This is a genomic window from Roseibium algicola, assembly GCF_001999245.1.
In the GTDB taxonomy this organism is placed as follows: Bacteria; Pseudomonadota; Alphaproteobacteria; order Rhizobiales; family Stappiaceae; genus Roseibium; species Roseibium algicola.
In genome coordinates this window covers 5,853,014-5,878,475 of sequence record NZ_CP019630.1, presented here as the reverse complement: position 1 = coordinate 5,878,475, position 25,462 = coordinate 5,853,014, and the positions used below count along the sequence as shown (strand labels likewise).

The 25,462-nt window shown below is 57.6% G+C and carries 22 protein-coding genes, 1 tRNA gene and 1 riboswitch; of the genes, 12 read left to right on the top strand and 11 right to left on the bottom strand.

Going from position 1 to position 25,462, the window contains the following annotated elements; translation table 11 throughout:
- Positions 1-25: 25 nt before the first annotated feature.
- The 3 genes from B0E33_RS27215 to B0E33_RS27205 are packed head-to-tail and all read left to right on the top strand — an operon-like array spanning position 26 to position 3,138.
- Positions 26-547 (top strand): hypothetical protein, encoded by a 522-nt coding sequence (locus B0E33_RS27215; RefSeq protein WP_077292946.1) that lies wholly within the window; start codon positions 26-28, stop codon positions 545-547.
- Between the two features lie 2 nt (positions 548-549).
- Positions 550-2,067, top strand: a complete 1,518-nt coding sequence (locus tag B0E33_RS27210; protein ID WP_077292945.1) for a M81 family metallopeptidase — start codon at positions 550-552, stop codon at positions 2,065-2,067.
- A 3-nt stretch (positions 2,068-2,070) separates the two neighbouring features.
- Positions 2,071-3,138, top strand: a complete 1,068-nt coding sequence (locus B0E33_RS27205; RefSeq protein WP_077292944.1) for a D-TA family PLP-dependent enzyme — start codon at positions 2,071-2,073, stop codon at positions 3,136-3,138.
- Positions 3,139-3,228: 90 nt separating this feature from the next.
- Here the strand turns inward: B0E33_RS27205 and B0E33_RS27200 are convergent, their stop codons facing one another.
- The 8 genes from B0E33_RS27200 to B0E33_RS27165 all read right to left on the bottom strand — a co-directional run bounded on the left by B0E33_RS27200 (position 3,229) and on the right by B0E33_RS27165 (position 11,369).
- The gene (locus tag B0E33_RS27200) at positions 3,229-4,356 is read right to left on the bottom strand and encodes an ABC transporter ATP-binding protein (protein ID WP_077293729.1); all 1,128 of its coding nucleotides are present in this window, start codon (positions 4,354-4,356) and stop codon (positions 3,229-3,231) included.
- A 72-nt stretch (positions 4,357-4,428) separates the two neighbouring features.
- The gene (locus B0E33_RS27195) at positions 4,429-5,640 is read right to left on the bottom strand and encodes an ABC transporter substrate-binding protein (RefSeq protein WP_077292943.1); all 1,212 of its coding nucleotides are present in this window, start codon (positions 5,638-5,640) and stop codon (positions 4,429-4,431) included.
- A 35-nt stretch (positions 5,641-5,675) separates the two neighbouring features.
- Positions 5,676-6,518, bottom strand: coding sequence for a carbohydrate ABC transporter permease (locus B0E33_RS27190; protein WP_022998786.1), 843 nt, complete (start codon positions 6,516-6,518; stop codon positions 5,676-5,678).
- Positions 6,508-7,404, bottom strand: coding sequence for a carbohydrate ABC transporter permease (locus B0E33_RS27185; RefSeq protein ID WP_077292942.1), 897 nt, complete (start codon positions 7,402-7,404; stop codon positions 6,508-6,510). The genes B0E33_RS27190 and B0E33_RS27185 overlap by 11 nt, the downstream gene beginning before the upstream one ends.
- A gap of 8 nt (positions 7,405-7,412) precedes the next feature.
- Entirely contained in the window at positions 7,413-8,582 is a 1,170-nt protein-coding gene (locus tag B0E33_RS27180) for a Gfo/Idh/MocA family protein (RefSeq protein WP_077292941.1), read from the bottom strand.
- Positions 8,579-9,325, bottom strand: coding sequence for a copper homeostasis protein CutC (locus tag B0E33_RS27175; RefSeq protein ID WP_077292940.1), 747 nt, complete (start codon positions 9,323-9,325; stop codon positions 8,579-8,581). The genes B0E33_RS27180 and B0E33_RS27175 overlap by 4 nt, the downstream gene beginning before the upstream one ends.
- Positions 9,322-10,233 (bottom strand): ROK family protein, encoded by a 912-nt coding sequence (locus B0E33_RS27170; RefSeq protein ID WP_077292939.1) that lies wholly within the window; start codon positions 10,231-10,233, stop codon positions 9,322-9,324. The genes B0E33_RS27175 and B0E33_RS27170 overlap by 4 nt, the downstream gene beginning before the upstream one ends.
- Positions 10,234-10,487: 254 nt before the next feature.
- Positions 10,488-11,369: an N-acetylmuramic acid 6-phosphate etherase gene (locus B0E33_RS27165; protein ID WP_077292938.1), complete on the bottom strand. Its 882-nt coding sequence runs from the start codon at positions 11,367-11,369 to the stop codon at positions 10,488-10,490.
- Positions 11,370-11,574: 205 nt separating this feature from the next.
- On the opposite strand from B0E33_RS27165, the gene B0E33_RS27160 reads away from it, so the two are divergent.
- From B0E33_RS27160 to nagA, 3 genes are read left to right on the top strand one after another with little or no spacing between them, the layout of a single operon-like run.
- Entirely contained in the window at positions 11,575-12,336 is a 762-nt protein-coding gene (locus tag B0E33_RS27160) for a GntR family transcriptional regulator (protein WP_075283015.1), read from the top strand.
- Between the two features lie 5 nt (positions 12,337-12,341).
- Positions 12,342-13,382 carry an SIS domain-containing protein gene (locus tag B0E33_RS27155; protein WP_077292937.1) on the top strand — a complete coding sequence of 347 codons (1,041 nt, stop codon included), beginning with the start codon at positions 12,342-12,344 and terminating at the stop codon, positions 13,380-13,382.
- Positions 13,379-14,533, top strand: a complete 1,155-nt coding sequence (gene nagA, locus B0E33_RS27150; protein WP_077292936.1) for an N-acetylglucosamine-6-phosphate deacetylase — start codon at positions 13,379-13,381, stop codon at positions 14,531-14,533. Before B0E33_RS27155 ends, nagA begins: the two co-directional genes overlap by 4 nt.
- A gap of 69 nt (positions 14,534-14,602) precedes the next feature.
- Here the strand turns inward: nagA and B0E33_RS27145 are convergent, their stop codons facing one another.
- Both B0E33_RS27145 and B0E33_RS27140 read right to left on the bottom strand, forming a co-directional pair.
- On the bottom strand, positions 14,603-15,511 hold the full coding sequence (locus B0E33_RS27145; protein ID WP_077292935.1) for a cupin-like domain-containing protein: 909 nt from the start codon (positions 15,509-15,511) through the stop codon (positions 14,603-14,605).
- 365 nt (positions 15,512-15,876) lie between these two features.
- Positions 15,877-15,952: transfer RNA gene (locus tag B0E33_RS27140), tRNA-Asn, on the bottom strand.
- A gap of 334 nt (positions 15,953-16,286) precedes the next feature.
- Positions 16,287-16,504: riboswitch (cobalamin riboswitch) on the top strand.
- A 33-nt stretch (positions 16,505-16,537) separates the two neighbouring features.
- Here B0E33_RS27140 and cobU point away from each other — a divergent pair.
- The 6 genes from cobU to B0E33_RS27110 are packed head-to-tail and all read left to right on the top strand — an operon-like array spanning position 16,538 to position 24,467.
- The gene (gene cobU, locus B0E33_RS27135) at positions 16,538-17,089 is read left to right on the top strand and encodes a bifunctional adenosylcobinamide kinase/adenosylcobinamide-phosphate guanylyltransferase (protein WP_077292934.1); all 552 of its coding nucleotides are present in this window, start codon (positions 16,538-16,540) and stop codon (positions 17,087-17,089) included.
- A complete protein-coding gene (gene cobW / locus B0E33_RS27130; protein WP_062488829.1) occupies positions 17,086-18,201 on the top strand; it encodes a cobalamin biosynthesis protein CobW in 1,116 nt (371 codons plus the stop codon). The genes cobU and cobW overlap by 4 nt, the downstream gene beginning before the upstream one ends.
- Before the next feature lie 34 nt (positions 18,202-18,235).
- Entirely contained in the window at positions 18,236-21,994 is a 3,759-nt protein-coding gene (gene cobN, locus B0E33_RS27125) for a cobaltochelatase subunit CobN (protein WP_077292933.1), read from the top strand.
- Positions 21,991-22,629, top strand: coding sequence for a cob(I)yrinic acid a,c-diamide adenosyltransferase (cobO, locus tag B0E33_RS27120; protein ID WP_022998764.1), 639 nt, complete (start codon positions 21,991-21,993; stop codon positions 22,627-22,629). Before cobN ends, cobO begins: the two co-directional genes overlap by 4 nt.
- Before the next feature lie 50 nt (positions 22,630-22,679).
- A complete protein-coding gene (locus tag B0E33_RS27115; RefSeq protein ID WP_022998763.1) occupies positions 22,680-22,979 on the top strand; it encodes a YrhK family protein in 300 nt (99 codons plus the stop codon).
- Between the two features lie 6 nt (positions 22,980-22,985).
- Entirely contained in the window at positions 22,986-24,467 is a 1,482-nt protein-coding gene (locus B0E33_RS27110) for a cobyric acid synthase (RefSeq protein ID WP_077292932.1), read from the top strand.
- Positions 24,468-24,477: 10 nt separating this feature from the next.
- Here the strand turns inward: B0E33_RS27110 and cbiB are convergent, their stop codons facing one another.
- The gene (gene cbiB / locus B0E33_RS27105; RefSeq protein WP_077292931.1) at positions 24,478-25,455 is read right to left on the bottom strand and encodes an adenosylcobinamide-phosphate synthase CbiB; all 978 of its coding nucleotides are present in this window, start codon (positions 25,453-25,455) and stop codon (positions 24,478-24,480) included.
- Positions 25,456-25,462: the final 7 nt, after the last annotated feature.

Below are 25,462 nucleotides of genomic sequence, written 5' to 3'. Positions count from 1 at the left end.
TATTTTTCAAAAATCAACCGTCAAAATGAAAATGGTTTCCGATATGCAGGCCCTTTCAGACAGCCAAACAAATCCATTTGCAGGAAAAGACGAAGATCGCTCCGAGATCTGGGACATGCTTGTCATGCGGGACATCAATGCCTTCGTCGCAGCAGACTGGGAGCAGGTGGCCGATGATTTCGACGAACCTGCCTTTTTTGGCGTAGACGGTGGAAAGGTACCTAATCCCGACGACTGGAAACTCGGGTTTCCGGATCTCGGCTCCTACAAGGAACGCTGGTTGAGCCAGGCGGAACTTTTCAAAGCGACGGAATTCGCCGAAGACGCGCGTGCCGCCATTTTCGACGCTACTTGCCTGACCGAGATCGACATCAACGGAAACCGGGCGATCGCGCACAAGAAATTCGACGGCCGCATCCGGAAAGCAGATGGCGGCGAGGATCGCTTGTTGTGGCAGACGCTCTATTTCTGTGTCCGAAGGGAGGGGCGCTGGAAGATCTGCGGCTTTGCCGGATATTTGCCCAATCCTCTCGGAGCCGCGTCCTGATCATGACGAAGCCCCGCGCTTTTACGGCAGCTCTGGCAACAGAAACCAACACGTTTTCACCGATCCGGATTGATATCAACGCATTCAGGGCGTCGCTGCTGGCGAGGCCGGGGGAGCATCCGGAAACCCCGACCCTGTGTTCTGCCGTCGTCACCGTTGGGCGCCGGTTTGCTTGTGAAAACGACTGGGAACTGGTTGAAGGTACCGCGGCGTGGGCAGATCCGGCCGGATTGGTTTCGCGGCAGACCTTTGAGGGCTTGCGTGACGAAATTCTGGATCAGATCGTGGCAGGTGGACCTTTTGACGTTGTCGTCATTGGCCTGCATGGTGCGATGGTGGCTGACGGGTATGATGATCCGGAAGGGGATCTACTGAGCCGAATTCGATCCGTGGTCGGCCCGGATGTCCCTGTTATTGCAACGTTCGACCCGCACAGTCATCTGACTGCAAAACGTGTTGCCGCGGCTGATGCGCTCATCGCCTTCAAGGAATTTCCCCACATCGATTTCGTCGATCGGGCCGAGGATGCATGGCGTATTGCGGGGCAAGCGGTTGCAGGCGAAGTCAAACCTGTAATGAGCGTTTATTATCCCAAGATGATTGACGTCTTCCCGACAACATCCGAGCCTATGCGCCGGTTTGTCGATGACATGATCCGCCGGGAGCAGGAAACGCCGGGCCTTTTGTCTCTCTCGGTCATCCATGGCTTCATGGCGGGCGACGTCCCCGAAATGGGGACCAAGTTGCTGGCAGTGACAAACAACGATCCGGCACTTGGGTTCGAAGTTGCCCGTGACCTTGGAGAAGCCCTGTTCAAGCTGCGCGGCAAGGTTCGAAGTGCTGAACTTGCTCCGGCCGAAGCCTACGCCAAGGCATTGTCCTGTGAAGGTGGTCCGGTCACGATCGCTGATATGTGGGACAATCCCGGCGGGGGAACGGCCGGGGATGCGACCGTCCTGCTGGCAGAAGCCATTGCCGGCAAGCTCGAGAATATTGCCTTCGGTTCAATCTGGGATCCGGTAGCAGTCCAGCTCTGTCATGCAGCGGGCGAGGGGGCTCGGATGATGCTGCGGTTCGGAGCTAAATCAGCACCGGAAACCGGTGACCCGATCGACGCCGAAGTTGAAATTCTCCGCAACATCCGGAATGCAGAGCAGTTTTTTGGCCAAAGCATCGTTCCCATCGGTGACGCAAGTCTGATCCGGATTGGCGGAATCGAAGTGATCCTGAATTCGACCCGCGCCCAATGCTTCGACACGAGCCTGTTTTCCAACTTCGGTATCGATCCGACCAAAAGGAAGATCCTGGTGGTCAAGTCGACGAACCATTTTCATCAATCGTTTGCCCGCATCAGTCCGTTGATCCTCTATTGCGCCGCCGGACGTCCGTATCCCAACGACCCGAGGGTAACCCCTTACAAGAAAGCACCGAGGGATATCTGGCCAATCAACGAGGCAGCCACTGCGAGTGGGCATGAAACCGATACCAGTGCCGGCACCGCCGGCCGCAAGGGAGGCTAAGCGATGAGTGTCGGGCTGTCAGTGCAGGATCTTCTGACCCCTGTCGCCGTGATCGATGAAACGGTCATGGAGACTAACATCAAGGTTGCACAGGAGTATTTCGACCGTATTGGCCGGAACTTCCGGCCTCATATCAAGACACACAAGATCCCGGCGCTGGCCGCATTGCAGCTGGCCTATGGTGCACGCGGTATCAACTGCCAGAAAATAAGCGAAGCGGAAGTGTTCGCCGACGCAGGCTTCACCGATATCCTGATCACCTTCAATATGCTCGGCAAATCGCGGCTCGACAGGTTGAAGTTGTTGAATACCAAGGTGGATCTGCAGGTTGTTGCCGACAATGAAGTTGTCGTCGACGGTCTGGCGAGCGCGTTTTCGGGGGATCAACCGCTGAAGGTTCTGGTCGAATGCGATACAGGGGCCGGACGCAACGGCGTGCAAAGTCCGGATGCTGCGGTCGCGCTGGCCAAGCGCATCGATGCGTCGCCCGGGCTGGTATTCCATGGTCTGCTTACCTATCCGAAGGCATCCTCCGAAACGGCGGTTGAGACTTTTTTTTCCGAAACACTGTCACTTCTGAAACAGGCAGCTCTTGAGTGCCCCGTCGTCTCGCATGGAGGTTCACCGAGCCTGTTCGACAGTGATCTTGTGCCTAGCGCGACGGAGCACCGGGCCGGAACCTATATCTTCAACGACCGCTCGATGGTGCGTGCCGGTATGTGCGATTTTGACGATTGCGCCATGCATGTGCTGGCCACAGTCGTCTCCAGGCCGACCGAAAACCGGGCGGTTCTGGATGCGGGATCGAAAGCGTTGACGTCCGATTTGTTGGGGTTTTCCGACCACGGCCTGCTGATCGATTATCCGGAGGCGTCCATTGCCGCGCTCAGCGAGGAGCATGCCGTCGTCGATCTGACGAAGTCCGGCAAAAAACCGCAGATCGGCGAACGGGTCCGGATCATTCCCAACCATACGTGCGTCGTTTCAAACCTTTTCGACCGCCTGGTGTTTCACAGAGACGGCGTGGTGACCCGCATCGAGACGGTCGCCGCCCGTGGGCAAGTCGTCTAGTCCTCCAGACGGCTTGCCCGCCGTTTCCCGAAATTTCAAACGGCCGCCTTTCGGGCGGCCGTTTTCATTTGGGGCATTTGATGCCAAGTGTCAGATATGCATGTCCGCAGCATCCAGTTCTTCAAGCGAAAGCTGGCGGTCAAAAGCGTTTCCGTTACCGTCGAACAGGTGGCAATCCACACCCTTCAGTCCCATGGAAACCGGCACACCAACTTTCGCCGGGGCGGATCCGGGCAAGACGCTGCAAAAAGTGGACTTGGCACCGGCAACCGTGCTGTAGGTGACGGTGTGAATGCCGAGATGTTCAACGACGGTCGGAACAATCTCTATGGAGGCATCGGCAGCGCCTAGTGTCAGATGTTCCGGGCGAATGCCAAGGGTAAGGCTCTTTCCTGCAACTTCTTCCGCGGCATCTACCTTGACTGTCAGGTCCTTGCCTGATGGCAAGGTGACGACAACGCCTTCAGGACCGGAACTTTTTCCGGACACCTCGATGAAGTTCATTTTGGGGTTGCCGATAAAGCCGGCAACGAAGGTGTTCTGCGGTTTGTGATAAAGCTCCAGCGGCGAACCGACCTGGGAGATGATACCGTGATCCAGCACCACGATCCGGTCCGCCATGGTCATGGCTTCAACCTGGTCGTGGGTGACGTAGATCATGGTCGCGTCAAGTTCCGTGTGCAGCTTGGCAAGTTCAACACGCATTTCCGCTCGTAGTGCCGCATCCAGATTGGACAGGGGTTCGTCGAACAGGAAAACGGAAGGCTCGCGCACGATGGCCCTGCCGATGGCGACGCGCTGGCGTTGCCCGCCGGAGAGCTCGCCCGGTTTGTGCTGCAGTCTTTCCTTCAGTTGAAGAATGCCGGCAGCGGCTAGAACCTTCTCCTCCACCTTGTCCTTGGAAAGGCGTTCGACGCGCAAGGGGAAGGCGATGTTCTCGTAGACAGACATATGCGGATAGAGCGCATACGACTGAAATACCATGGCGATGCCGCGTTTGACCGGCGGCAGATCGTTGACGACCTTGTTCTCGATCGTGATATCGCCGCCCGTGATTTCCTCCAACCCTGCAATCATGCGCAGCAAGGTCGATTTTCCGCATCCGGACGGACCGACAAAAACAATGAATTCGCCATGGTCCACATCAAGATTGACACCCTTGATGACTTCCATATGGCCATAGCTTTTGCGTACGTCGCGCAGCTGCAACTCGCCCATGGTCATTCCTTTTTTGAAGAGGTGACCGGGCCCCCGAAAGTGGGAGAGGGGGCCCGGACAGTGCTCAAGGTGTTACTTGAAGTCCTCAAGCTGTTCCGCGGCGATTTCGACGGCTTCAGCCGGATCGACTTCACCAAGGACAACACCCTGAACGGCTTCGTTGATCGAATCCTGAAGGCCGACGTAATCGGTGACGAACGGCTCCGGACCACCGGTCGGGATCGCATCGAGGAAAGCAGACCAGGTCGGGTCCTTCTCAACCAGCGCACGCACTTCCGGCAGATCGCGCAGCGGCGTGAACCCTTCAGCCAATTCGAAGGCCATCTGGTTCTCCGGGTTGGTCAGAAGCTTTGCGAGCGAAAGCGCCTGCTCTTCAACGCCGGACCCCTTGAAAACGGCCAGGGAGTCTGTGATCAGCAAAGTGCCCGGAGTGCCGGACGGACCGACCGGGATCGGTGCGACACCCCAGTTCACGTCGGTCACGCGGGTGCGCTCCCACGGACCGGAGATGAACATGCCGATTTTACCTTCGGAGAACAGCGGACGCAGCTTCGCGCGGTCATAGGCGATCGGGCCCGGCTGCGAGACTTCGGCCATCTTGCCGTAGAAGGCGAGGGCTTCAACGTTGTTCGGGGAATTGAAGACGATTTCGCCGTCTTCGTTGATGACCTGACCACCGTTCGTATAAACGTAGTTCATGAACTGGTGCATGGTGTTGTCGAAGGACGCGGCCGCGAGACCGAAACCGTCAGAGTCGGTCTTGTCCTTGATAGCCTTGGCGAAATCGTACATTTCGTCCCAGGTCTTCGGCGGCGTATCCGGATCCAGGCCTGCAGCCTCGTAGAGATCCTTGTTCCAGTAGAGTGCCTTGGTGGAGAAGGCGCGCGGCAGACCCCACTGCTGACCGTTCGCAGTGATCGTTGCCAGGATCGGGGCCGCGTAGGTGGCCTTTTCTTCTTCTGTCATGTTGACCGGAATGATCAGGTCATTGGCCGCGAGCTGCTTCAGCGTGCGCGAGCCCATGTAGGCAACAGCCGGCGGGTTCCCGGCGGACGCGAGCGTCGTGGATTTTTCCTGGCACTGGCCCCAGGGAACGAACTCAAGCTGGACCTTGTAACCAGGATTTTCGCCTTCCCAACCCTTGATCAACTCATCCTGCAATGGAATTCCGGCGCCGGTGTTGTCGCCGCAGTTGATCATGTGAATGACCTTGTCTTCGGCCTGGGAGGCTCCGACGAGAGAGAGCGCGAAGACCCCTCCCAATAGCACTGATTTAAGTGTCATCTGTTTTCCCTTTTCTGGTTGGTTTCTTCTTTTTGTTATTCTTTGACGGCGCCTGCCGTGAGACCGGCGACGATGAAACGTTGCAGGAACACATAGACGAACAGCACAGGGAGGATGCCCACGAGGCTGGCGGCCATGAGTTCGTTCCAGACCACGGTCTGGCGTCCGAAGAACTGGAACAGCCCCACAGGAAGCGGGTTCAGTTCGTTCACGGAGTTGAAGGTCAGCGCATAGATGAATTGCTGCGCATAAGCGGTGATGAAAGCGGTGATCGTGACTACCACGATGCCCGGCAACGCCACGGGAATGATCACGCGCCAGAGCGTGTAGATCTTGCCGGCGCCATCCACCCAGGCTGCTTCCTCAAGCTCCTTGGGGATCCGGATCAGATAGGAGCGCAGAAGCCAGATACCTGTCGGAATGACGAAGGCCGTTCCTGGCGCAATCATCGCGAAGTAGGTGTTCAGCAGCCCGTATTGCTGCATCAGCTTGAACAGCGGAATGATCAGCACCGCACCGGAGAACATGTTCACCGCTATGAAGATGCCGAGCAGCGAGTTTCGCGCTGGAAACTCGAACCGGGCGAAGGCATAGGCAGCCGGGATGATGCAGAACAGGCCGAGGACCGTCACCACCGTGGCGATGAAGAACGAGTTGAGCATGTAGACCCACAACAGCGGCACGTTCTGCCACATGGTGATGTAGGCATCGAAGCTCATCTTGTCGGTGATGAACTTGTAGGGGATCGAGAACAGGCTGCTGAGCGGCCTCAGCGACACCACGAAGGCTTCGACGAAGGGAGCCAGGACGAAGGTCAGGAACACCGCGAGACCGAGATAGATCAGCACATATTCGTACCAGCGATACTTATGCAGCATTGTGCGGGCTCCTTTTGGCAAGGCGCGACAGCAGCATGAAATAGACCAGCATGAACGAGCCCAAGAACACCACGATCATCACCGTTCTGGCGGCGCCTTCGCCGTATTTGAAGCGGCTGATCGCGGTCTTGTAGGTGTCGATGATCATCGTGGTGGTTGCGCCGCGCGGACCGCCTTCTGTCAGGATCCAGATGATGTCGAAGGAGTTGAAGGTCGCGATGGCCGACAGAAGCGCCATCGTCGCGATCGAGGGAATGATCAGTGGCAAGGTAATGCGGCGGAACCTGTAGAGCCGAGAGGCCCCGTCCACCCAGGCCGCTTCATAAAGGTCCTTCGAAATGGACTGCATGGCAGCCAGCAGATAAAGCGTCACCATTGGAACACCGATCCACACGTCCGTCACGATGGTCGACATGAAGGCGGAGTTCTTGTAGGCGAGGAATTCGAACGGCCCGCTCAGAATGCCGAGCCGTTGGGCCATTCCGGAAATCATTCCGAACTGACCGTTGTACATCCATCCCCAGATGAAGACGCCAATGGCAATCGGGATCACCCACGGCGGCATGACCAGCACGCGAAACAGGGTGCGACCCGGCACCATCGCGTTGAGAAGCACGGCTCCCAGGGTTCCGATCAGCATTTTCAGCGCTACAGAGAGAGCCATCCAGTAGAAGGTGCGCGCAATCACTTCCGGAAAGCGGCGCGACATGAGCTTCTCGTAGTTTTCCAGCCCTACGTATTCGTAGTTCGGGCTCATGCTCGTGTTGGTGAAGGAAAGCCGGAATGTTTCAAAAAGCGGATAGGCGACGATAGCCAGCATGACGAGGGACGCCGGCACCAGAAGCAGATAAGGAAAATAGTCGGTCTTCTTTGGCGAGTGCGCCATGATGCCCCCTATGCCACGCCGTAGCTGTCGAATTGCTGCCAGGTTTCGGCAAGGTCGATGACGCTGCGCGTCCGGCGCGCTTCGTCCAGCTTGATCGCCGTCAGACCGGCCTCAAGTGCATCCAGAACGCTGACCGGCAGATGTCCGCCGTTGCGGAAGTAATGGTCGAGGTCACGCGCCATGGCTTCATCGGCGCCATAGTGGCCGTGCCGGCTGGCATCAACGACCTGCGGCTTGTCCATCAGGCAGGCGGATGTCAGGGCGTCATGCACCCGGTAGTAATTCCGAATGAAGTCTCCTTCCGCCATGCCCTTGGTCCCCATGACGGCAAAGCGCCGGAATTCGTCTGGTACATACATGTTGGTGTGAAAGCAGAGGTTCGCGCCGTCCTCGTATTCGATCAGCGCTGTCTGGTAGTCGATGATGTCGCCATCACTGTCGAAGTCGGCGTTACCCCCACCCCAGCGTGGTGTGAACGGATCGACCCTGCCTTCGATTTTCGGTGTCGGAAAGGTATGGTCCTGATCCGGCCGGTTCTCCGGAACAAAGCTCTTCCGTCCGCCGAAGCTGGAAACGAAACGTGGCCGACAACCTGTGATACCCTGGTAGAGATCCAGATCGTGGCAGCACTTCTCCAGCATGAAGCCGCCGGAATTCCGGTCATAGCGGCGCCAGTCGCGCATGAAGAATGACCCGTGGTACGGACCGATGTGCTCGGACGCCTCTATCGAGACCACTTTGCCGATCTGGCCGGACTTGAGACTTTTCTGAAGTTCGGTGTAGAGCGGCGAATATCGCAGCACCAGTCCGACAAGGACACGTTTCGATCCGCCATGTTCCTTCATCAGGGACAGGAGTTCGAAGGTTTCCTCTTCGCTGACGACAACCGGCTTTTCACAGAAGATGTAGCGAACATCGGATTTGAGCGCGGTTCGCAGATGATCGAGGTGCATGAAATTGGGAGACCCGATCATCAGGAGGTCTAGTTTCTCCTGCCGGATCATCCTGTCGAGATCAGTGTAGGCGGTTAGACTGTGGCCGCACTTGCCTTCGACATGCTTGAGGCCGGCGGGTGTCGGGTCGACGTAAGCGCAGGGATCAAGATCTCCTGAAACCTCCTGCAGGCAGTTGCTGACATTGGCAATTCTCGCGCCCAGTCCGACATAGCCGGTCTTCATGCTGCGGCCTCCGTAAATTGGTCCATGGCACGGCGAAGTGCCTGGACGACGTTTCCATCGGTGTCCTTGATGCCTGCCTCGGAAACGAAGCCGAGGCGCGTTTCCAGGTCCTGCGGATCCAGCAAGGGCTTCACGGAAGAACAGGACGCATGCAGTTCCTGCACGCCGGATCGTTTGAGAATTTGGGAAGCATTGGCGGCGGTGACACCCGATCCTGCCATAATGGAAATCCGCCCTGCAGCGACATTGACCGCCTGCTGAAGCAGTGAAAGGCCATGTTCTGCTTTGCTGGCCTGTCCAGAGGTCAGCACGCGTTCGAAACCGAGCGTGATCGCGTCTTCAATCGCTTTTTCGTAGTCGCGTGCGGTGTCGATGGCCCGGTGCAAAGTTGCCGGCAGTCTGGTGCCTTTAATGGATGCCGCCAGAAAGTCTCGATCGAGATTGTGCTGGCTGTCGACTGCCCCGATCACGATTCCCGCAAGACCTGCTTTTTCAGCCGCGTGGATGTCGCGCAGCATCAAGGCCTTTTCCAGGTCCGAGTACTCAAAATTACCGGATCGGGGGCGGATCATCGCGTAGACGGGAACCGGTAGTCTGGCCGCGGCCACCATGAACCCCTGGGAAGGGGTCAGGCCGCCTTCGGACAGAGCTGCGCATAATTCAATTCGGTCAGCGCCGTTTTCGGCTGCCGTCCAGGCGCCTTCGAGGGTGTCTACACATACCTCGAGGGGGATCCTGGTCACCGGGCCGCCTCCTTGATGAGCGTACGGGCCACGATGCCGGCACCATGCAGGCCGCCATTGGCGGCAAATTCGCCCTTGATGACGAGTGGCTCGCTATAGTCGGCAAGAACAAGGTCACGTGTCTTTCGATCGATCACGTCGAGAAGAACAAGATCGTTCGAAAGGCCACCACTCACCGGTATGACATCCGGACCAAGTGTGTTGACGAAAGCGGAAAGCGCTCGCGAAAGCAGAGTGGTGAAGGCGTCGAGCGTTTGTGTGGCTGCTGCATCACCGGCGTGCCAGGCAGCAGTAATATCCTTGCTTGCCAGATCCAGCCCATGCAGTGACCGGTGGATCTTCTCCATGCCACGGGCCGAGCAGATCGCGTCGATGCATCCTGTCTGGCCGCAGCCGCAGGGATAGTGCTCAATACCTTTCAACTGCCCGCCAGCTGTCGGGTCCATGATGGGGCCGTGACCCCATTCACCCGCGATGCCGCCATAACCAGTAACAAGCGTGCCATTGACGACGAGCCCGCCGCCGACACCAGACCCGAGAATAATACCGAAAACGACCGGCTTGCCCCGTCCGGTGCCGTCGACGGCTTCGGCAAGCGCAAAAGCATTGGCGTCATTTGTAATGGCGACGGGACGTTTGAGGGCGGTTTCCAGATCCGATCGCACGGGTCGTTTATGCAGGCAAGGGATGTTGGCCACATCCGCGATGCCGCTGCGGGTATCAAAGGCGCCTGCAAGCGAAATCGAGATAGGAGATCCATCCGACCCGGAGCAGTCGGCAATCGCGTCTACAAACGCCTGCCAGTCAGTTCCGGGTGTCGCTACCCGGCCTTTTTCCGCAACGGTTCCATCCGCTTGGAGCTCTCCATGTCGGATGAAGGAGCCGCCAATATCAAAACAGGTGGTCATCGCCTGTTCAAACGCCTCTGGGTTATATTTGTTAACGTCCAGTTATAATACCAATATGCAACCAATCGCATTGGTAGTAAACCAAAAAAAGAAATTGGCATCATTTTTTAAAGGAATTGGGCCGCTGACACCTGTCAAAAACAACGGCTACATCGCTCAAGCTCAATAGTGCCGTGAGAAGGCTCAGCTTGCTATTTGCGGACGGGATTATGTTCGAAAGTGTGCCCGGTGGCTATTGGAAGCGCGGGCACGTGTCAAAGGAAAGGACGCAAGTTTCCGCTGTGTTCGTTGAGCGACATTTCGGCGCTTTCCGCGTCGAGGCCTTCTCGAATCATGAGAACCGCAACCTTCACTCTGCCTTGGGCCTGCTCGAGCTTTTCCGCTGCAGTTTCTGCCGTACAGCCCGTCAGATCCTGAAGGATGCGATAAGCGCGCTGGCGCAGTTTTTCATTGTCCGCAACTAGGTTGACCATGTGACCACGAACTGCGTGTCCAAGCCTCAGTGCCACCAATGTAGAGATCATGTTGAGTGCGGCTTTTTGGGCGCTTGCCGCTCCGAGACGTGTAGAGCCTGCGATGATTTCAGGAGGCGTTTTCAGGAAGATAGGAAAATCCGCCTGACGGAGGAGGGGAGTGTCAGGATTGTTTGCCAATGCAACGGTTTTTGTGCCTGCCGACTGTGCACCTCTGAACGTGCCAAGAGTATAAGGAGTTGATCCACTTGCAGAAACTGCAATCAGGATATCTCCTTCTCCAAGGCCTGATTTTTGAAAGTCAGCGAAGCCGGCTTCCTCGTCGTCCTCATATGTGCCGGCAAGGTGAAGCAGGTTTGCAGCCCCCCCGGCATAGAGCATGCGCATGCGCTCAACGGGAAAGCCGAACGTTCCCGGCAATTCCAGGCAATCCGCCAGGGCTGTCAGTCCGGCACTGCCGGCACCGGCATAACCGATTTTTCCACCTGAAACAGTGACTGTCTGAAGTGCTTCGGCGGCTTTTGCGATCTCCGGAATGGCCGTTTCGGTGGCATTCAGCGCATCTTTCTGCCGTTGCAGCAGCAGCGACAGGACGTCTTCATCAGACTTTTTGGACAGGCCAATGGAAATCGGATCGCGGTCTTCGGTCGTCGGCAAATTCATGGTTCAGGAACTCGGAGGCACACCAAGTTTCGTATCGCGGAATTAAGTCTCTCAAGGCAATCACGCTCCGGGAACGTTTCCGTTGGGTGCTCCAGCGGTGGTGATGCAGGTTCGGAAATTGTTTTAACACTTGATTTTCGGTTTCGATAGAGTTTAAATTGGTATCTGAAAGGTATTATTTTCATCTCCTAAGGCGCCCCTTTTCATGACTGACTTCATTTCCTTGCTGGAAAATGGTGACTGGTTGGCGAATTCCAGCGGTCCCCGATACCTGCAGCTGCGGCGGCGCATTCAGCAGGCTATTGACGACGGCGTGCTGAAGGAGAATGAGCCGCTTCCGTCTGAACGCGAGATTGCCTCCATTACGGATCTGTCCCGTGTGACGGTGCGCAAGGCAGTTGCAGGTCTTGTCGAGGATCAGGTCGTTGTCCAGAAGCGCGGCAGCGGATCCTTCGTTGCGCCCAAGGTGCACAAGGTTGAACAGCGCCTTTCCAGCCTGACGTCCTTTTCCGAGGATATGGCACGCCGTGGTCTTTCCGCCAGCAGCGAGTGGCTGCGCCGCGGACTGTTTCCAGCTTCGCCTGAAGAAATGTTCACGCTCGGTCTCACGTCCGGCCAGCGCGTTGCCCGCGTCGACAGGCTTCGCAAGGCAGACGGCACCCCGATGGCAATCGAGCGTGCCTCCCTTTCCGAGAGCGTCCTGCCTCACCCGGAGCGGGTCACCACGTCTCTTTATGCCATCCTGCGCGCGGCCGGCTTGCAGCCTGTCCGCGCTATCCAGCGCATTTCAGCCCGCAATCTTGAGCCTATCGATGCCGACATTCTCGGTGTGCCGGCCGGGTCTGCCGGGCTGAAAATAGAACGTGTGTCCTATCTCGCGTCCGGAAATGTCGTCGAATTCACCCGTTCCGTTTACCGCGGCGATGCATATGACTTCATCGCCGAACTTCAGATTTCGGAAGACTAATCCTGATGATTGAAGCAAGTACCATGGCCACGCCGACGCACATGCGCCGGGAAATCGAAGAAATCCCGGACGCTGCGCGCCGTCTGTTGGCCGATGGACACCCGTTGATCCGCGACATTGCAAAGAAGGCAGGCGCGCCGGTGTTCCTGGCAAGCGTCGCTCGGGGTTCTTCAGACCACGCCGCAACGTTTCTCAAGTATGCCTCGGAGATCTACCTTGGTCTTGCCATGGCCTCTCTCGGCCCATCCGTTTCCTCGGTTTATGGTGGCAAGGTCAAGCTGGGCCAGGCTCTTGTGATTGCAATTTCCCAGTCCGGTGCCAGCCCGGACAGTCTCTCGGTTGTGGAAAGTGCAACTGAGCAGGGGGCTTTCACGGTAGGGTTTACCAACACGTCGGGAAGTGAACTGGCAAAGCTTTCCAGCGCCGCCATCGATATCTGCGCAGGTCCTGAGCGTAGCGTCGCAGCGACCAAGACCTTCGTCAATTCCGTCTTGGCGGGCCTGCTGCTTTTGGCGGAAATCGGAGCTGACAAGGAATTGCTCGACGCGTTGGCTGCCTTGCCGGAGCACTTTGAAAAAGCAATCGACAAGGACTGGCGCGCGCTTGCCAAGCCGATCGAGCAGCGGGGTTCGCTTTATGTCATTGGACGTGGACCTGGTCTGGCAATCGCAAATGAAGCTGCGCTGAAATTCAAGGAAACCTGCCAGATCCATGCGGAGGCTTATTCCTCCGCCGAGGTAATGCACGGTCCTGTCTCGATCGTCGAAAACGGTTACCCGATCCTGGCACTTGGTGTGCGCGATGCAGCCGAAGAGGGGCTTGCCCAGGCTGCGGATCGCATGGTGGACCAGGGCGGAAGTGTTTTTGCAACGACCGACAACGTGGAGCGGGCGGAAAAGCTGGCGTTCCAGGCAACCGGGCATCCATTGACCGACGCCTTGGTGCAGATTGTTTCTTTCTACGCCTTCATCGAATGGTTTGCACGGCAGCGCGGTTTCAATCCGGACGTTCCCAAGCACCTGAAGAAAGTCACCCAGACCGTATGACCTCCACAACCGCCTACCTCTGCAGCCGGGTTTTCGATGGTGAGAAAATCCATGCGAATGCTGCCCTGCTTGTCGAAGATGGCAAGGTGGCTGGCCTTCTTTCGGCCGATCAGGTGCCCGTTGGCGTAGAGACTGTCGATCTTGGTGACGGCATTCTCGCACCGGGATTGATCGATCTGCAGGTCAATGGCGGCGGTGGCTTGATGCTGGGAGATGCGGAAACAGTCGACGATATCGAACGTATTTGTGCCGCCCATGTCAGCCTCGGGACAACAGCCCTGACACCGACTTTGATCACGGACACGCCTGAGGTGACGCGCAAAGTCGTTGATCTGGGAATTGCCGCATGGTCGCGGGGCGTGAAGGGGTTTCATGGTCTGCATCTCGAAGGGCCGCATCTGTTTGCGGGGCGCAAGGGCGCGCATGACCCGAATCTGATCCGGCCTTTGAACCGCGAAGATATGGCGCTTTACCTGCGCGCGGCGCGGGAATTGCCAAGCCTCATCATGACTGTGGCGCCGGAAACGGTGCCGCCAGAACAGATGCGGGAATTGGCTGACGCGGGAATTCACGTCAGTCTTGGCCACAGCGGAGCCACATACCGGCAGTGCAAGACAGCGGTTGAAGCGGGTGCTTCGATGGTCACCCATCTTTTTAACGCCATGAGCCCGTTGCAACACCGCGAACCCGGCCTTGTGGGCGCCGCGCTCGATCTGGGCGCGCTCAACGTGGGCATCATTGCTGATGGTGTCCATGTCGACCCGGTCGCGATGCGGGTCGCGCTCAAGTCAAAGACCGGTCCGGGCAGGATCTTTATCGTTACCGACGCCATGTCTCAGACGGGCACCGATGTTACGTCCTTCTTTCTCGGAGGTCGGGAAATCTTTCGCCGCGATGGCACATTGACCCTCGAAGACGGCACGCTTGCCGGCGCCGATATAGATTTGCCGGCGTCCTTGAAGTTTCTCACCGGTACACTCGAGCTTCCGGTTGAATCTGCTCTTGCAATGGCAACCAGTGATCCTGCGGACGTTCTCGGGCGCCCACTCGGTCGTTTCGAAGAAGGCTATCCGGCTGACTTCGTACAGCTTGGCAAAGCCTATGAGGTCGAGGGCGTATGGATTGCGGGAGAACAATTCTCGAATATGTAGCCCGGCATATACGCTGGTGGTCTACATACCGCGCCGAACTTGTGGGATTGGTGGCTGCGCGTTCGCCGGTTAGGTCTTGTCGACCTTTTTCAGCGTTGAGCGAACGTTTGGAAGTGTCAGCAGCGTATTCGGTATTTGCAGCAATTCCTTGAAGAAGCGGCTGACCAATGTTCCGCGGCTTGGCTTGTAGGGCGATGAAATGAACGATTTGAGACCCCAGCCAATACCGCCAACATTTGGAAGGGCGCGGATAGCGGTTTCGTAACAGCGCCGAACCAGCGCGGAATCACTGTTCTTGAATGAATGCAGCAGGCCGCACCGCTCCATGTCACGCTTGAATTCCTTCGAGATGACCGAGGTTTCGCGTTTCGTGAAAGTCCAATTGATGTTGATGTTCTCGTCTTCCTTGGCAACCACCCGGTGGTACCAATGGGGAGGCAGATAGAGAAGATCACCTTCCTCCAGATCGAATTTGTAGAATCGCTTGTTTCGCAGCAGTCGCTGTTCGTCTTTCAGCAGAGAGAAGTTGGTGAACGGGTAGCACGGTAACGGTGTTTCGGGGGAAACCAGTACCCATTCCTTACGACCCTTCACCTGAACGGTGATGACATTCTCGGCGTTGGTATCGTAGTGAAACTCAGTCCGGTTGTTCCTGCTGTTGATCCAGAATCTCCAGGCAACGGAATCTTGCATTATCCGGTCGGATGCGAGGATCTCCTTCAGGAATTCCGGCATCTCGATATCTTGTTCCAGTACCGGTGAGCGGCTGACGAAAAAGACACCTCTGTCGCGGACCTTTGGCAGCGTATGAAGCTCTGCTCGTAATCGGCCGGATTGCCACCTTTCCCGCGCGGGCCAGTTTTTCGCCAATCCCTTGATCAGCAGGGGCTGTTCCTTGTCGCAGTAGGCTTCAAGAAATTCGGCATAACCTGGCGCTGCGGTTACGGTGGCAATGGTGTGCGTGTTGTCGCCGCTCATAAAAGGTACCACGCATTTGAAGATTTGCGGGTTCAGGGGCGCTGGATTTAGCTGCGTTTCTTCATGATGCTCCCCTAGGAGAAATCACGATAGGAGCAACCTGGAGCTTTATCAAGAAGCGCTATTCAACAACGCAGAGCCAATGGAGGAGCGATCTTCGTTTTATACGTAGCCAGGAAATGTTCTTTAGGAAGATGGTACGGAACGTTACTGCTGCGAAAGACGCGCTCGCATCAAATGGCTGTCGATTATTGAGGCGGTGCAGATTGCTGCAAGATCACCCGAGAATAAGATCAACCCGAACACTGAACAGCGTTCCGGTCTTCAGAAATGCAGCATTCGGGAGGATTAATAAGAGGTGGTGATGGCTCCCCAGGCCGGACTCGAACCAGCGACCCAGCGATTAACAGTCGCTTGCTCTACCAACTGAGCTACTGGGGATCACCACGCTCGGGGCCAGCGCGTTGCCGCCCCGTCGATGGAGATGCGTATATCAAAGGCTTGATCCGTTTGCCAAGCCCCCGAGGGCGTTTTTTTCATCAAGCCGTCATTTTTTTGATCTCGGTGTGGAAAACTCGATATATTTCAGATGGCTAGGCGTTCTGTCGAGCTTGGAAAACCCTACGTTTCGCGACGATTGGAACACCCCGCGCAGGCTAAATCGGCTGTGCCTTTTTCTGACTTTGGCGCAAGAAGGCGTCCGTCTTGATTGCCTGGCCGATTTTCAAGGTTAGCCGTCAGCGACTTTCTGCTGCTTGTGTCGGCCTCAAGATACGTTTAGGAAGAAACTGACGGTTCCGGAAAAGGCCTTGCCTGATCCGGATGAAACGGGAATCCGGTGCGGTCTTTTTCAAGTCCAGATCCGGAGCTGCCCCCGCAACTGTGAGCGGTGAGTGGCTGTACGAAAACCACTGGCGTCCTGATGGGGCCGGGAAGGGGTACAGACCGCGCTGAGCCGCAAGCCAGGAGACCGGCCGTCACATTGTCAACCCTATGGCGCTGTCGGGCGGACGGCTGGGAGAAGGAATGACGCATTCAAACGGCGAGAGGACAACGCTGGTCCTCGGCGGTGCCCGCTCCGGAAAAAGCCGGTTCGCGGAAAAGCTTGTCCATGAAACCGGTCTGCAAAAAATCTATATCGCGACTGGTGCTGCCCACGACGATGAAATGGCCAGCCGGATCGCCGCTCATAAAGATCAACGCGGCCCGTCCTGGCTCACCGTGGAAGAACAGCTCGAACTTGCAGCGGTGCTTGAAAACGAATGCAGGCAAGACCGGGTGGTTCTTGTTGACTGCCTGACCCTGTGGCTGTCGAACCTGCTGTTTGCAAGCAAGGACATCCCCGCCGAAACGGCGCGGCTTTGCGCGGTTCTGAAGGATCTTCAAGGGCCGTGCGTCTTCGTTTCCAACGAAGTAGGTATGGGTATCGTGCCGGAGAACCGTCTGTCGAGGTCGTTCCGCGATGTGCAGGGACGACTGAACCAGGATATGGCGCATAGGTGCCAACAGGTCGTCTTCGTTGCTGCGGGCCTGCCGATACTTTTGAAACCCACATCACAACCGGATATCAAATTATGACCACTTCATCCCTGCAGCCGGGCGCAAAAATTCCGGCAACGATCGTCACTGGGTTTCTCGGAGCAGGCAAGACCACGTTGATCCGCAATTTGCTTACCAATGCCAATGGCAAACGCATTGCCCTTATCGTCAACGAGTTTGGGGACATGGGCTTCGACGGTTCCCTGGTGAATGGATGCGCTGATCCCGATTGCGCCGCGGAAGAAGTGGTTGAGCTTACCAATGGCTGCATATGTTGCACCGTTGCCGACGATTTCCTGCCAACCATGGAAATGCTGCTCGCGCGGGACAATCCGCCGGAGCATATCGTTATCGAAACCTCCGGCCTGGCTCTGCCGCAGCCGCTCGTTCGGGCCTTCTCCTGGCCGAGCGTCAAGCCGAAGGTAACGGTAGATGGTGTTGTCACGGTGCTGGATGCTGCAGCACTCGCCGAAGGCCGGATCGCACTTGATGAAGATGCACTTGCCGCGCAGCGTGCCGCCGACGAGGCTCTTGATCATGACAGTCCTGTTGAAGAACTCTTCCACGACCAATTGCGTTGCGCAGACCTCGTCGTTCTGAACAAGGCTGATCTCGTCTCTGAAGACGCCTTGAAGCAGGTGCATGAGAAAATCGCCGCCGATGTTCGTCCGGCGGTTCATGTGGTGACATCCGAAAAAGGCACGCTTCCGATTGAAGTTCTGCTCGGCAGGGGCTCTGCTGCCGAGGACGACATGGCTGATCGGCACGAGCATCACCACCATCATGATGACCACGACCACGATCACGATGATGATGATCATGATCATCACCATGACGACCATCATCACGATCATCACCATCACGACGATTTTGAAAGTCACGTGCTGGCAGTCTCGTCTTTCGCCAGCCTGAAAGATGCAGAGGCAAAGGTTCTGGAAGCCATGGCGCAAAAAGGCGTCCTGCGTATCAAGGGGGCTGTAAAAATCGAGGGCAAGGCAGCGCCTGCAATGGTTCAAGCTGTCGGACCGCGTGTCGAAACCTGGTTCGCCGCCGGCGCCGAGAGCAGCGGCAGACTGGTCGTGATCGGTTTGAAAGGCCTCGACCTGACTGCGGTTCGTGGCCTGCTGGGTGAATTGACGGCTGCTGCCTGACACGCTGGATAGAAGCTGGAAATAAAGACCAAGCATGCACATTCTCGCCAGCCAGACGCGCCGGATCGATGACGGTGGGGACGCGGTCGACCTCGGCCAGTCTCCTGCCGACATTCTGTTCCTGTCAGCTGCAGACACCGAACTGGGAAGCTTTGCCGCTGCGCAATCACGGCTTGGAACAGCCCGTGCAGACCTGCGGCTCGCCAATCTCATGGCCCTGTCGCATCCCTATTCGGTCGACCTTTATGCCGAACAGACCGTCCGTGGCTCTCGGCTGATCGTTCTGCGAATTCTGGGTGGAGTGGAGTACTGGCGCTACGGCCTGGAAAGGTTTGAAGAAGAAGTCCGCGCGAATGGCATCGATCTGATCGTTATTCCGGGTGACGACAAGTGGGACGAAGAACTGACGTCTCGCTCCACCCGATCACCAGCGGAAGTGCATCGCTTTTGGCGATACTGTGTGGAAGGCGGCGCGGAGAATTACGCCAATGCCTTGAGATATGCAGCGCATCTGATCGGAAAGGGAGAAGAGCCCGCGCATCCGGTGCCTCTTCCTCGCGCGGGTATCTATCTTGCTGGCAAGGCCGCCCCCGATATAGCGCAACTGAAGGCCTCCTGGCGGGATCCTGAAAGACCTGTTGCAGCGATCACTTTCTACCGCGCTCTGGTGCAAGGTGCCCAAACCGCACCACTGGATGCGTTGATCGCTGCTCTCGACAAAGCCGGCGTAAATGCACTGCCGATCTATGTTTCCAGCCTGAAGGAAGCGGAATCCGTCGCCGTTCTGGAAAGCCTGTTCGATGAGGCACCGCCTGATGTCGTGTTGAACGGTACTGCCTTCGCCGTCTCGAAGGCCGGCGCAGCCCATCAGCCGACACCGCTCGATCGACCCGGCAAACCCGTGTTGCAGGTCGTCTTTTCGTCTTCCTCCAAAGAGGGCTGGGAAGACAGTGATCAGGGCTTGTCGATACGTGACCTCGCCATGCATGTCGTCTTGCCGGAGATTGACGGCCGGATCTTGACCCGTGCTGTCTCCTTCAAGGAAGAAGGGGTCTTCGATGAGGCCACCCAGTCGACGCCGGTTGCCTTTACGCCTGTTCCGGATCGGATCATGTTTACCGCGGCGCTTGCGGCTGCCTGGGGGAAACTCGGTCGGAAACCGGCTGCAGCCAAGAAGTCGGCCCTTATCCTGGCAAACTATCCGAACCGGGACGGGCGTCTTGCCAACGGCGTAGGGCTCGACACGCCTGCGTCATGTGTTCATTTGCTCAAGGTAATGGCCGCCGCGGGCTATGACGCCGGCAAGGTTCCAGCAAGCTCCGCCGATCTGATGGAAATCCTGACTTCGGGCGTAACCAATGCCCTGGAGGGCCGGTCAGCCAGGGAAGAATATCAGGCTTTGTCGCTTCAGGACTACGAGCGCTCCTTCGACACGTTGCCCGACGTTGTTCGGTCAGCAGTTGTTGATCGTTGGGGAGCACCGTCGGACGATCCTCATGTAACGGATGGCCATTTCCGCCTGGCCCTGCACCGGTTCGGCAATCAGGTGGTCGGTATTCAGCCGGCGCGTGGCTACAACATCGATCCGAAGGAAACCTACCACGATCCGGCATTGGTACCGCCGCACCACTATTTCGCCTTCTACATCTGGCTGCGGGAACAATTCGCTGTCGATGCCGTCATTCACCTCGGCAAACACGGCAATCTGGAATGGCTGCCCGGCAAGGCACTGGCCCTGGCTGAAAGCTGTTTCCCGGAAGCCGTTCTGGGGCCAATTCCGAACATCTACCCGTTCATCGTCAATGATCCAGGCGAGGGGGCGCAGGCCAAGCGACGGACCTCGGCCGTCATCGTCGATCACCTGACACCGCCTTTGGCCCGGGCGGAGAGCCATGGCGTCGCCGAAGAGCTGGAGACGCTGCTTGATGAGTATTATCTGGCGAGCGGCGTTGACCCGCGCCGCCTGAAGGCATTGACGCGGGACATCCTGGACACTGCTGCGCGGCATGGTCTGGACAAGGATATCGGTATTACCGAGACCATGGACGAGGAAACCCGCCTTGCGCGCCTCGACGCTCACTTGTGCGACCTGAAGGAACTGCAGATCAGGGACGGGCTGCATATTCTTGGCGAAAGTCCCGAAGGCGATCTTCTGATGGATCTGCTGGTTGCGTTGGCAAGGGTACCGCGAGGCAACAGGCCGGAACAGCAGAGCCTGCAAAGGGCTATCGCTTCGGACCTCGGTTTTGAAGGATTTGATCCACTGGATTGCGATTTCGCTGCCCCCTGGCAGCAGGGTCGACCTGAGCTCCTTGCAAATGTTCTGGAGGCTCCCTGGAGATCGCAAGGCGATACGGTCGAACGTATCGAGCTTCTTGCCCGCGAAATCGTTGCGGGTAATCGCGGAGTGCCTGAGGCGTGGCAATCGACCCTTGCTGTTCTGGATGATCTAAACCAGGTTCTGCGACCGGCTGTAACCGGCTCCGGACACGCAGAAACAAGCGCGGTGCTGACGGCATTGGAAGGTGGGTTCGTTGCCCCCGGGCCATCCGGCGCGCCTTCGCGTGGGCGTCCGGATGTGCTGCCCACTGGCCGGAACTTCTACTCCGTCGATGTACGTGCGGTGCCGACCGAAACCGCGTGGCGGCTCGGCTGGCAATCCGCATCTCTCGTTGCAGAACGATACTTCCAGGAAGAAGGCGAATGGCCGAAATCGCTGGTCCTGACATGTTGGGGCACTGCCAACATGCGAACCGGAGGTGACGACATTGCCCAGGCGCTGGCGCTTATAGGGGCTCGTCCGGTGTGGGAGCAGGGTTCGGGCCGTGTCACCGGGTTCGAAATTCTGAAGCTTTCAGAGCTTGGACGACCGCGTGTCGACGTTACCTTGCGGGTTTCCGGGTTTTTCCGTGATGCCTTCCCGCATCAAATGGATCTTTTTGACAGCGCCGCCCGTGCGGTCGGTGCGCTTGAAGAACCGGACGAAGCCAATCCGATTGCCGCACGAATGCGATCGGAAAGTGCACGGCTTCAGGCTGAAGGCCTGGACAAGAACGAAGCCAAACGCAGGGCCGGGTTTCGTGTCTTTGGCTCAAAACCGGGTGCCTATGGTGCTGGTCTACAGGCGCTGATTGACGAGAAGCTTTGGGAGGAACGTTCGGATTTTGCCGATGCCTTTCTGACATGGGGTGGTTACGCCTACGGTGGCGGTGCGGAAGGCTCCTTCGCCAGGCACGATCTCGAAACGAGGCTGAAAACCGTGGACGCAGTCCTGCACAATCAGGACAACCGCGAACACGATCTTCTGGACAGTGACGACTATTATCAGTTCGAGGGCGGACTGGCAGCGACTGTCGAAGCACTGAAAGGCGAAGCACCGACGGTCTACCACAACGACCATTCGCGGCCTGAGCGTCCGGTGGTCCGCACCCTTTCGGAAGAGATCGGCCGCGTGGTGCGCGCTCGTGCGGCAAATCCGAAGTGGATCGCAGGTGTCATGCGGCATGGCTACAAGGGCGCGTTCGAGATGGTTGCGACGCTCGACTATCTGTTCGCATTTGCCGCGACCACCCGGGCCGTGGGAGATCACCATTTTGACCAGCTGTATGATGCCTACGTGGATAACCAAGAAGTTCTGGATTTCCTCAAGGATGCCAATCCGGCGGGTCTCAACGAAATGCTGGACCGCTTTCATGAAGCAATTGAACGCGGCCTCTGGACGCCGCGGCGCAATTCGACCCATGCTGCACTGAATGATTTGAAAACAAGACTGGAAGGGACGGACGCATCGTGACCGCCGACAAGGACAAGCCGGAACTGACCGAAGAAGAACTCAATGCCCGCCATGCCGAGAAGATGCGCAAGAAAAAGGCCGCACGTGACAAGATCATGGCGACCAAGACCATCGAAAAGGGCTTGCTGATCGTCCACACGGGCAAGGGCAAAGGCAAGTCGACAGCCGGTTTCGGAATGGTGTTCCGTTCTCTCGGTCACGGCCACAAGGTTGGCGTGGTGCAGTTCGTGAAGGGACGGATCGAAACCGGTGAGCGCATGGCTCTGGAACGGTTCTCTGACCTCGTCACGATCAAACGGATGGGTGAGGGGTTCACGTGGGAAACTCAGGACCGGCAGCGGGATATCGATGCGGCGAACGAAGCCTGGCAAGCCGCCAAGGACATGATCACATCCGGTGAATATCGCCTGATCCTGTGCGACGAGCTCAACATCGTTCTGCGCTACGATTATCTGGACATCGCCGAAGTGGTCGATTTCCTTAAGAACGAAAAACCGGACGATGTGCATGTCGTCATCACGGGGCGCAATGCCAAGGACGAGCTGATCGACATTGCAGATCTTGTCACCGACATGACCCAGATAAAACACCCCTTCCGGTCTGGTGTGAAACCACAGGAAGGCATCGAGTTTTAAACCCGGGCACTTGGATCACGAAACCCAGAGGTAATCAAAGGGGATCGAGGATGAGCAAGCTATTCGACCACAGTCTTCGCACGGCCTCGCAGGCGCATGTTGAAACGGTCCGGAAATACGAACTGTACCGAACCGTTGTCGAATTTCTGGCTGCATTGACGTTTCTCGTCGGCAGCGTCTTCTTTTTCTACGACAGCCTGATGTATGCAGGAACATGGTTGTTCGTGATCGGATCCGTTCTCTTTGCCGTTCGGCCGACGGTTCGCTTGATGCTGGAACTGCGGCTCGCCAATCTTCCGGTACCAAGCGAATTTCGGCCATATGGCGCAGCACCATTCGGCAAAGATTGACGTTGCATGGTTGAGGCAAAAGCGGCCGGCAAGGTACCGGCGATCATGGTTCAGGGCACAGGCTCGAATGTTGGCAAAAGCCTGATCGTCGCCGGTCTGTGTCGTCTCTTTGCCAACCGCGGCCTGAACGTTCGCCCCTTCAAGCCGCAGAACATGTCAAACAACGCTGCCGTAACAGCCGACGGCGGCGAAATCGGCAGGGCCCAGGCGCTTCAGGCCATGGGCTGCCGCGTTCCGTTGAGTGTTCACATGAACCCCGTTCTGTTGAAGCCCGAAACCGACACCGGTGCTCAGGTAATCGTGCAGGGCAAGCGACATGGCACGATGCGGGCGCGCGAATATGGAAAGCAGAAAGCTGAATTATTACCAAAGGTTATGGAGAGTTTTTCGATAAACGCCTCAGGTGTTGATCTGGTGATTGTCGAGGGAGCAGGAAGCCCTGCGGAAATCAATCTCCGCTCTGGAGACATCGCCAACATGGGATTTGCCGAGGCGGCGGATCTGCCAGTGATCCTGTGTGCGGACATAGATCGCGGCGGGGTTATTGCATCAGTCGTCGGAACTTGTGCTGTGCTGGAAGAAAAGGAACGGCAGCGCATCAAGGGCTTCTTCATCAACCGGTTTCGGGGAGACCCGAGCCTGTTCGACGAAGGCTTGCGAGAAATCGAGCAGCGCACCGGATGGCAAGGTCTCGGTGTGGTCCCGTGGTTTGCGGATGCTGCGAAACTTCCGGCAGAAGATGCGCTCGGTCTGGCGGACGGATTTGGTGACGGGGGGCTCAAGATCGTTGTTCCCGTGATCTCGCGGATCGCGAACTTCGACGACCTGGATCCGCTCCGGCTTGAACCGGGTGTAACGCTTGAGCTTGTTCAACCCGGCACCCCTTTGCCGGGAGACGCCGATGTCGTGCTGTTGCCCGGGTCGAAGTCCACTGTTGGTGATCTCGCCTTTTTCCGCAGACAGGGTTGGGACATAGATCTCAAGGCACACCACCGGCGGGGCGGGCACATCCTGGGCGTCTGCGGTGGATATCAGATGCTGGGCAAGGTCATCTCGGATCCGGACGGTATCGAGGGATCCCCCGGAACGGTCGAAGGCCTGGGATATCTGGATGTCGAGACCATCCTGACGGCAGATAAATCGACCGTTGCCGCACGCGCGACCCATGTTGCCAGCGGAGCCCCTGTCTCCGGCTACGAAATTCATGTTGGCCGAACGTCCGGGCCAGACTGTACCAATCCCATGATGCGCCTTGATGATGGTCGGTCCGATGGTGCGGTCTCAGCGGATGGCCGAGTGTACGGAACCTACATTCACGGCCTGTTCACCGACGATGCGTTCCGGACGGCTTACCTGAATGCCTTCGGTGTCCGCTCCGACCTCAGCTACGATCAGGACATCGACCGGATTCTGGATGATCTTGCAGGGCATCTGGACAGCGTCCTCGATGTGGAGGCCATCCTGAAGATCGCACGCGGCGCTGCTTAAAACGCCTGACCTAGAAGGCCAGCAATAGCGCCAGACCTGCAATCAGCAACGCCTCGAGTGCGTAGCAGCCAATGAGGATCCTCAAGGCGCGCGAAATATCTTCTGCCCTCGCATCCTTTCGTCCACTCGCATTCAGATACCGGTCATTGACGGTGTAACCCGGATAGATCCGCGGTCCTGCAAGAGCCAGGTTCAATGCGCCTGCCATGGCCGCCTCCGGCCAACCGGCATTTGGCGAGCGGTGCTTGCGGGCGTCGTCCAGAATACAGGCAATGCTCTTTCGGACCGAGCCCCGGGACAAGGGCGCACACAGGGCGATAAACAGCCCTGCCAGGCGCGAGGCGGGCAGGTTGACCAGATCGTCGAAACGGGCAGCCGCCCACCCAAAGTCTGCATAAACCTCGTTCTTGTGGCCGATCATGCTGTCGGCTGTATTCACCGCCTTGTAGACGATCAATCCGGGCAGGCCGAGCACGGCGAACCAGAAGACCGGCGCCACGATACCGTCGGAATAATTCTCGGCGCAGGATTCGATGGCTGCCCGCGAGACACCGGCTTCGTCCAGCCGGTTCGGGTCACGTCCGACAATCATGGAAACCGCCTTGCGGCCACCTTCCAACCCGTCCTTCAACAGGCCATCACGCACGGCTGCCACGTGACGGTAAAGACTGTTTTGAGCGATAAACACCGCAGCTACGACGGCCTCAAGCACCCTGCCATATGGCAACCACTTCGCAACTGCCTCAATGACGACACCGGCAAGTCCGGCGCCGGCAAGCAGCGCCAGGAGTGTCAGCACGCCGCCAAGCTTGCGTGTCGCCGGTGCGAATTCCGTTTTGTTGAAATGCCGGTCAAACAGGCCGATCAACTTGCCGATCCAGACAACCGGATGCGGCACGCGTTGCCACATCCAGTCGGGATCACCGATCAGGGCGTCCAGCAACAGCGCGGCGAGAAGCAGCCAGAGAGCGTGGTCGTAAAGCAGCATCCCGGTC

What these genes read in the sequence shown, in the direction of transcription:
- B0E33_RS27215 (WP_077292946.1), top strand. Translation starts at nt 26, where the DNA reads ATGAAAATGGTTTCCGATATGCAGGCCCTTTCAGACAGCCAAACAAAT.
- B0E33_RS27210 (WP_077292945.1), top strand. Translation starts at nt 550, where the DNA reads ATGACGAAGCCCCGCGCTTTTACGGCAGCTCTGGCAACAGAAACCAAC.
- B0E33_RS27205 (WP_077292944.1), top strand. Translation starts at nt 2,071, where the DNA reads ATGAGTGTCGGGCTGTCAGTGCAGGATCTTCTGACCCCTGTCGCCGTG.
- B0E33_RS27200 (WP_077293729.1), bottom strand. Translation starts at nt 4,356, where the DNA reads ATGGGCGAGTTGCAGCTGCGCGACGTACGCAAAAGCTATGGCCATATG.
- B0E33_RS27195 (WP_077292943.1), bottom strand. Translation starts at nt 5,640, where the DNA reads ATGACACTTAAATCAGTGCTATTGGGAGGGGTCTTCGCGCTCTCTCTC.
- B0E33_RS27190 (WP_022998786.1), bottom strand. Translation starts at nt 6,518, where the DNA reads ATGCTGCATAAGTATCGCTGGTACGAATATGTGCTGATCTATCTCGGT.
- B0E33_RS27185 (WP_077292942.1), bottom strand. Translation starts at nt 7,404, where the DNA reads ATGGCGCACTCGCCAAAGAAGACCGACTATTTTCCTTATCTGCTTCTG.
- B0E33_RS27180 (WP_077292941.1), bottom strand. Translation starts at nt 8,582, where the DNA reads ATGAAGACCGGCTATGTCGGACTGGGCGCGAGAATTGCCAATGTCAGC.
- B0E33_RS27170 (WP_077292939.1), bottom strand. Translation starts at nt 10,233, where the DNA reads ATGACCACCTGTTTTGATATTGGCGGCTCCTTCATCCGACATGGAGAG.
- B0E33_RS27165 (WP_077292938.1), bottom strand. Translation starts at nt 11,369, where the DNA reads ATGAATTTGCCGACGACCGAAGACCGCGATCCGATTTCCATTGGCCTG.
- B0E33_RS27160 (WP_075283015.1), top strand. Translation starts at nt 11,575, where the DNA reads ATGACTGACTTCATTTCCTTGCTGGAAAATGGTGACTGGTTGGCGAAT.
- B0E33_RS27155 (WP_077292937.1), top strand. Translation starts at nt 12,342, where the DNA reads ATGATTGAAGCAAGTACCATGGCCACGCCGACGCACATGCGCCGGGAA.
- nagA (WP_077292936.1), top strand. Translation starts at nt 13,379, where the DNA reads ATGACCTCCACAACCGCCTACCTCTGCAGCCGGGTTTTCGATGGTGAG.
- B0E33_RS27145 (WP_077292935.1), bottom strand. Translation starts at nt 15,511, where the DNA reads ATGAGCGGCGACAACACGCACACCATTGCCACCGTAACCGCAGCGCCA.
- cobU (WP_077292934.1), top strand. Translation starts at nt 16,538, where the DNA reads ATGACGCATTCAAACGGCGAGAGGACAACGCTGGTCCTCGGCGGTGCC.
- cobW (WP_062488829.1), top strand. Translation starts at nt 17,086, where the DNA reads ATGACCACTTCATCCCTGCAGCCGGGCGCAAAAATTCCGGCAACGATC.
- cobN (WP_077292933.1), top strand. Translation starts at nt 18,236, where the DNA reads ATGCACATTCTCGCCAGCCAGACGCGCCGGATCGATGACGGTGGGGAC.
- B0E33_RS27115 (WP_022998763.1), top strand. Translation starts at nt 22,680, where the DNA reads ATGAGCAAGCTATTCGACCACAGTCTTCGCACGGCCTCGCAGGCGCAT.
- B0E33_RS27110 (WP_077292932.1), top strand. Translation starts at nt 22,986, where the DNA reads ATGGTTGAGGCAAAAGCGGCCGGCAAGGTACCGGCGATCATGGTTCAG.
- cbiB (WP_077292931.1), bottom strand. Translation starts at nt 25,455, where the DNA reads ATGCTGCTTTACGACCACGCTCTCTGGCTGCTTCTCGCCGCGCTGTTG.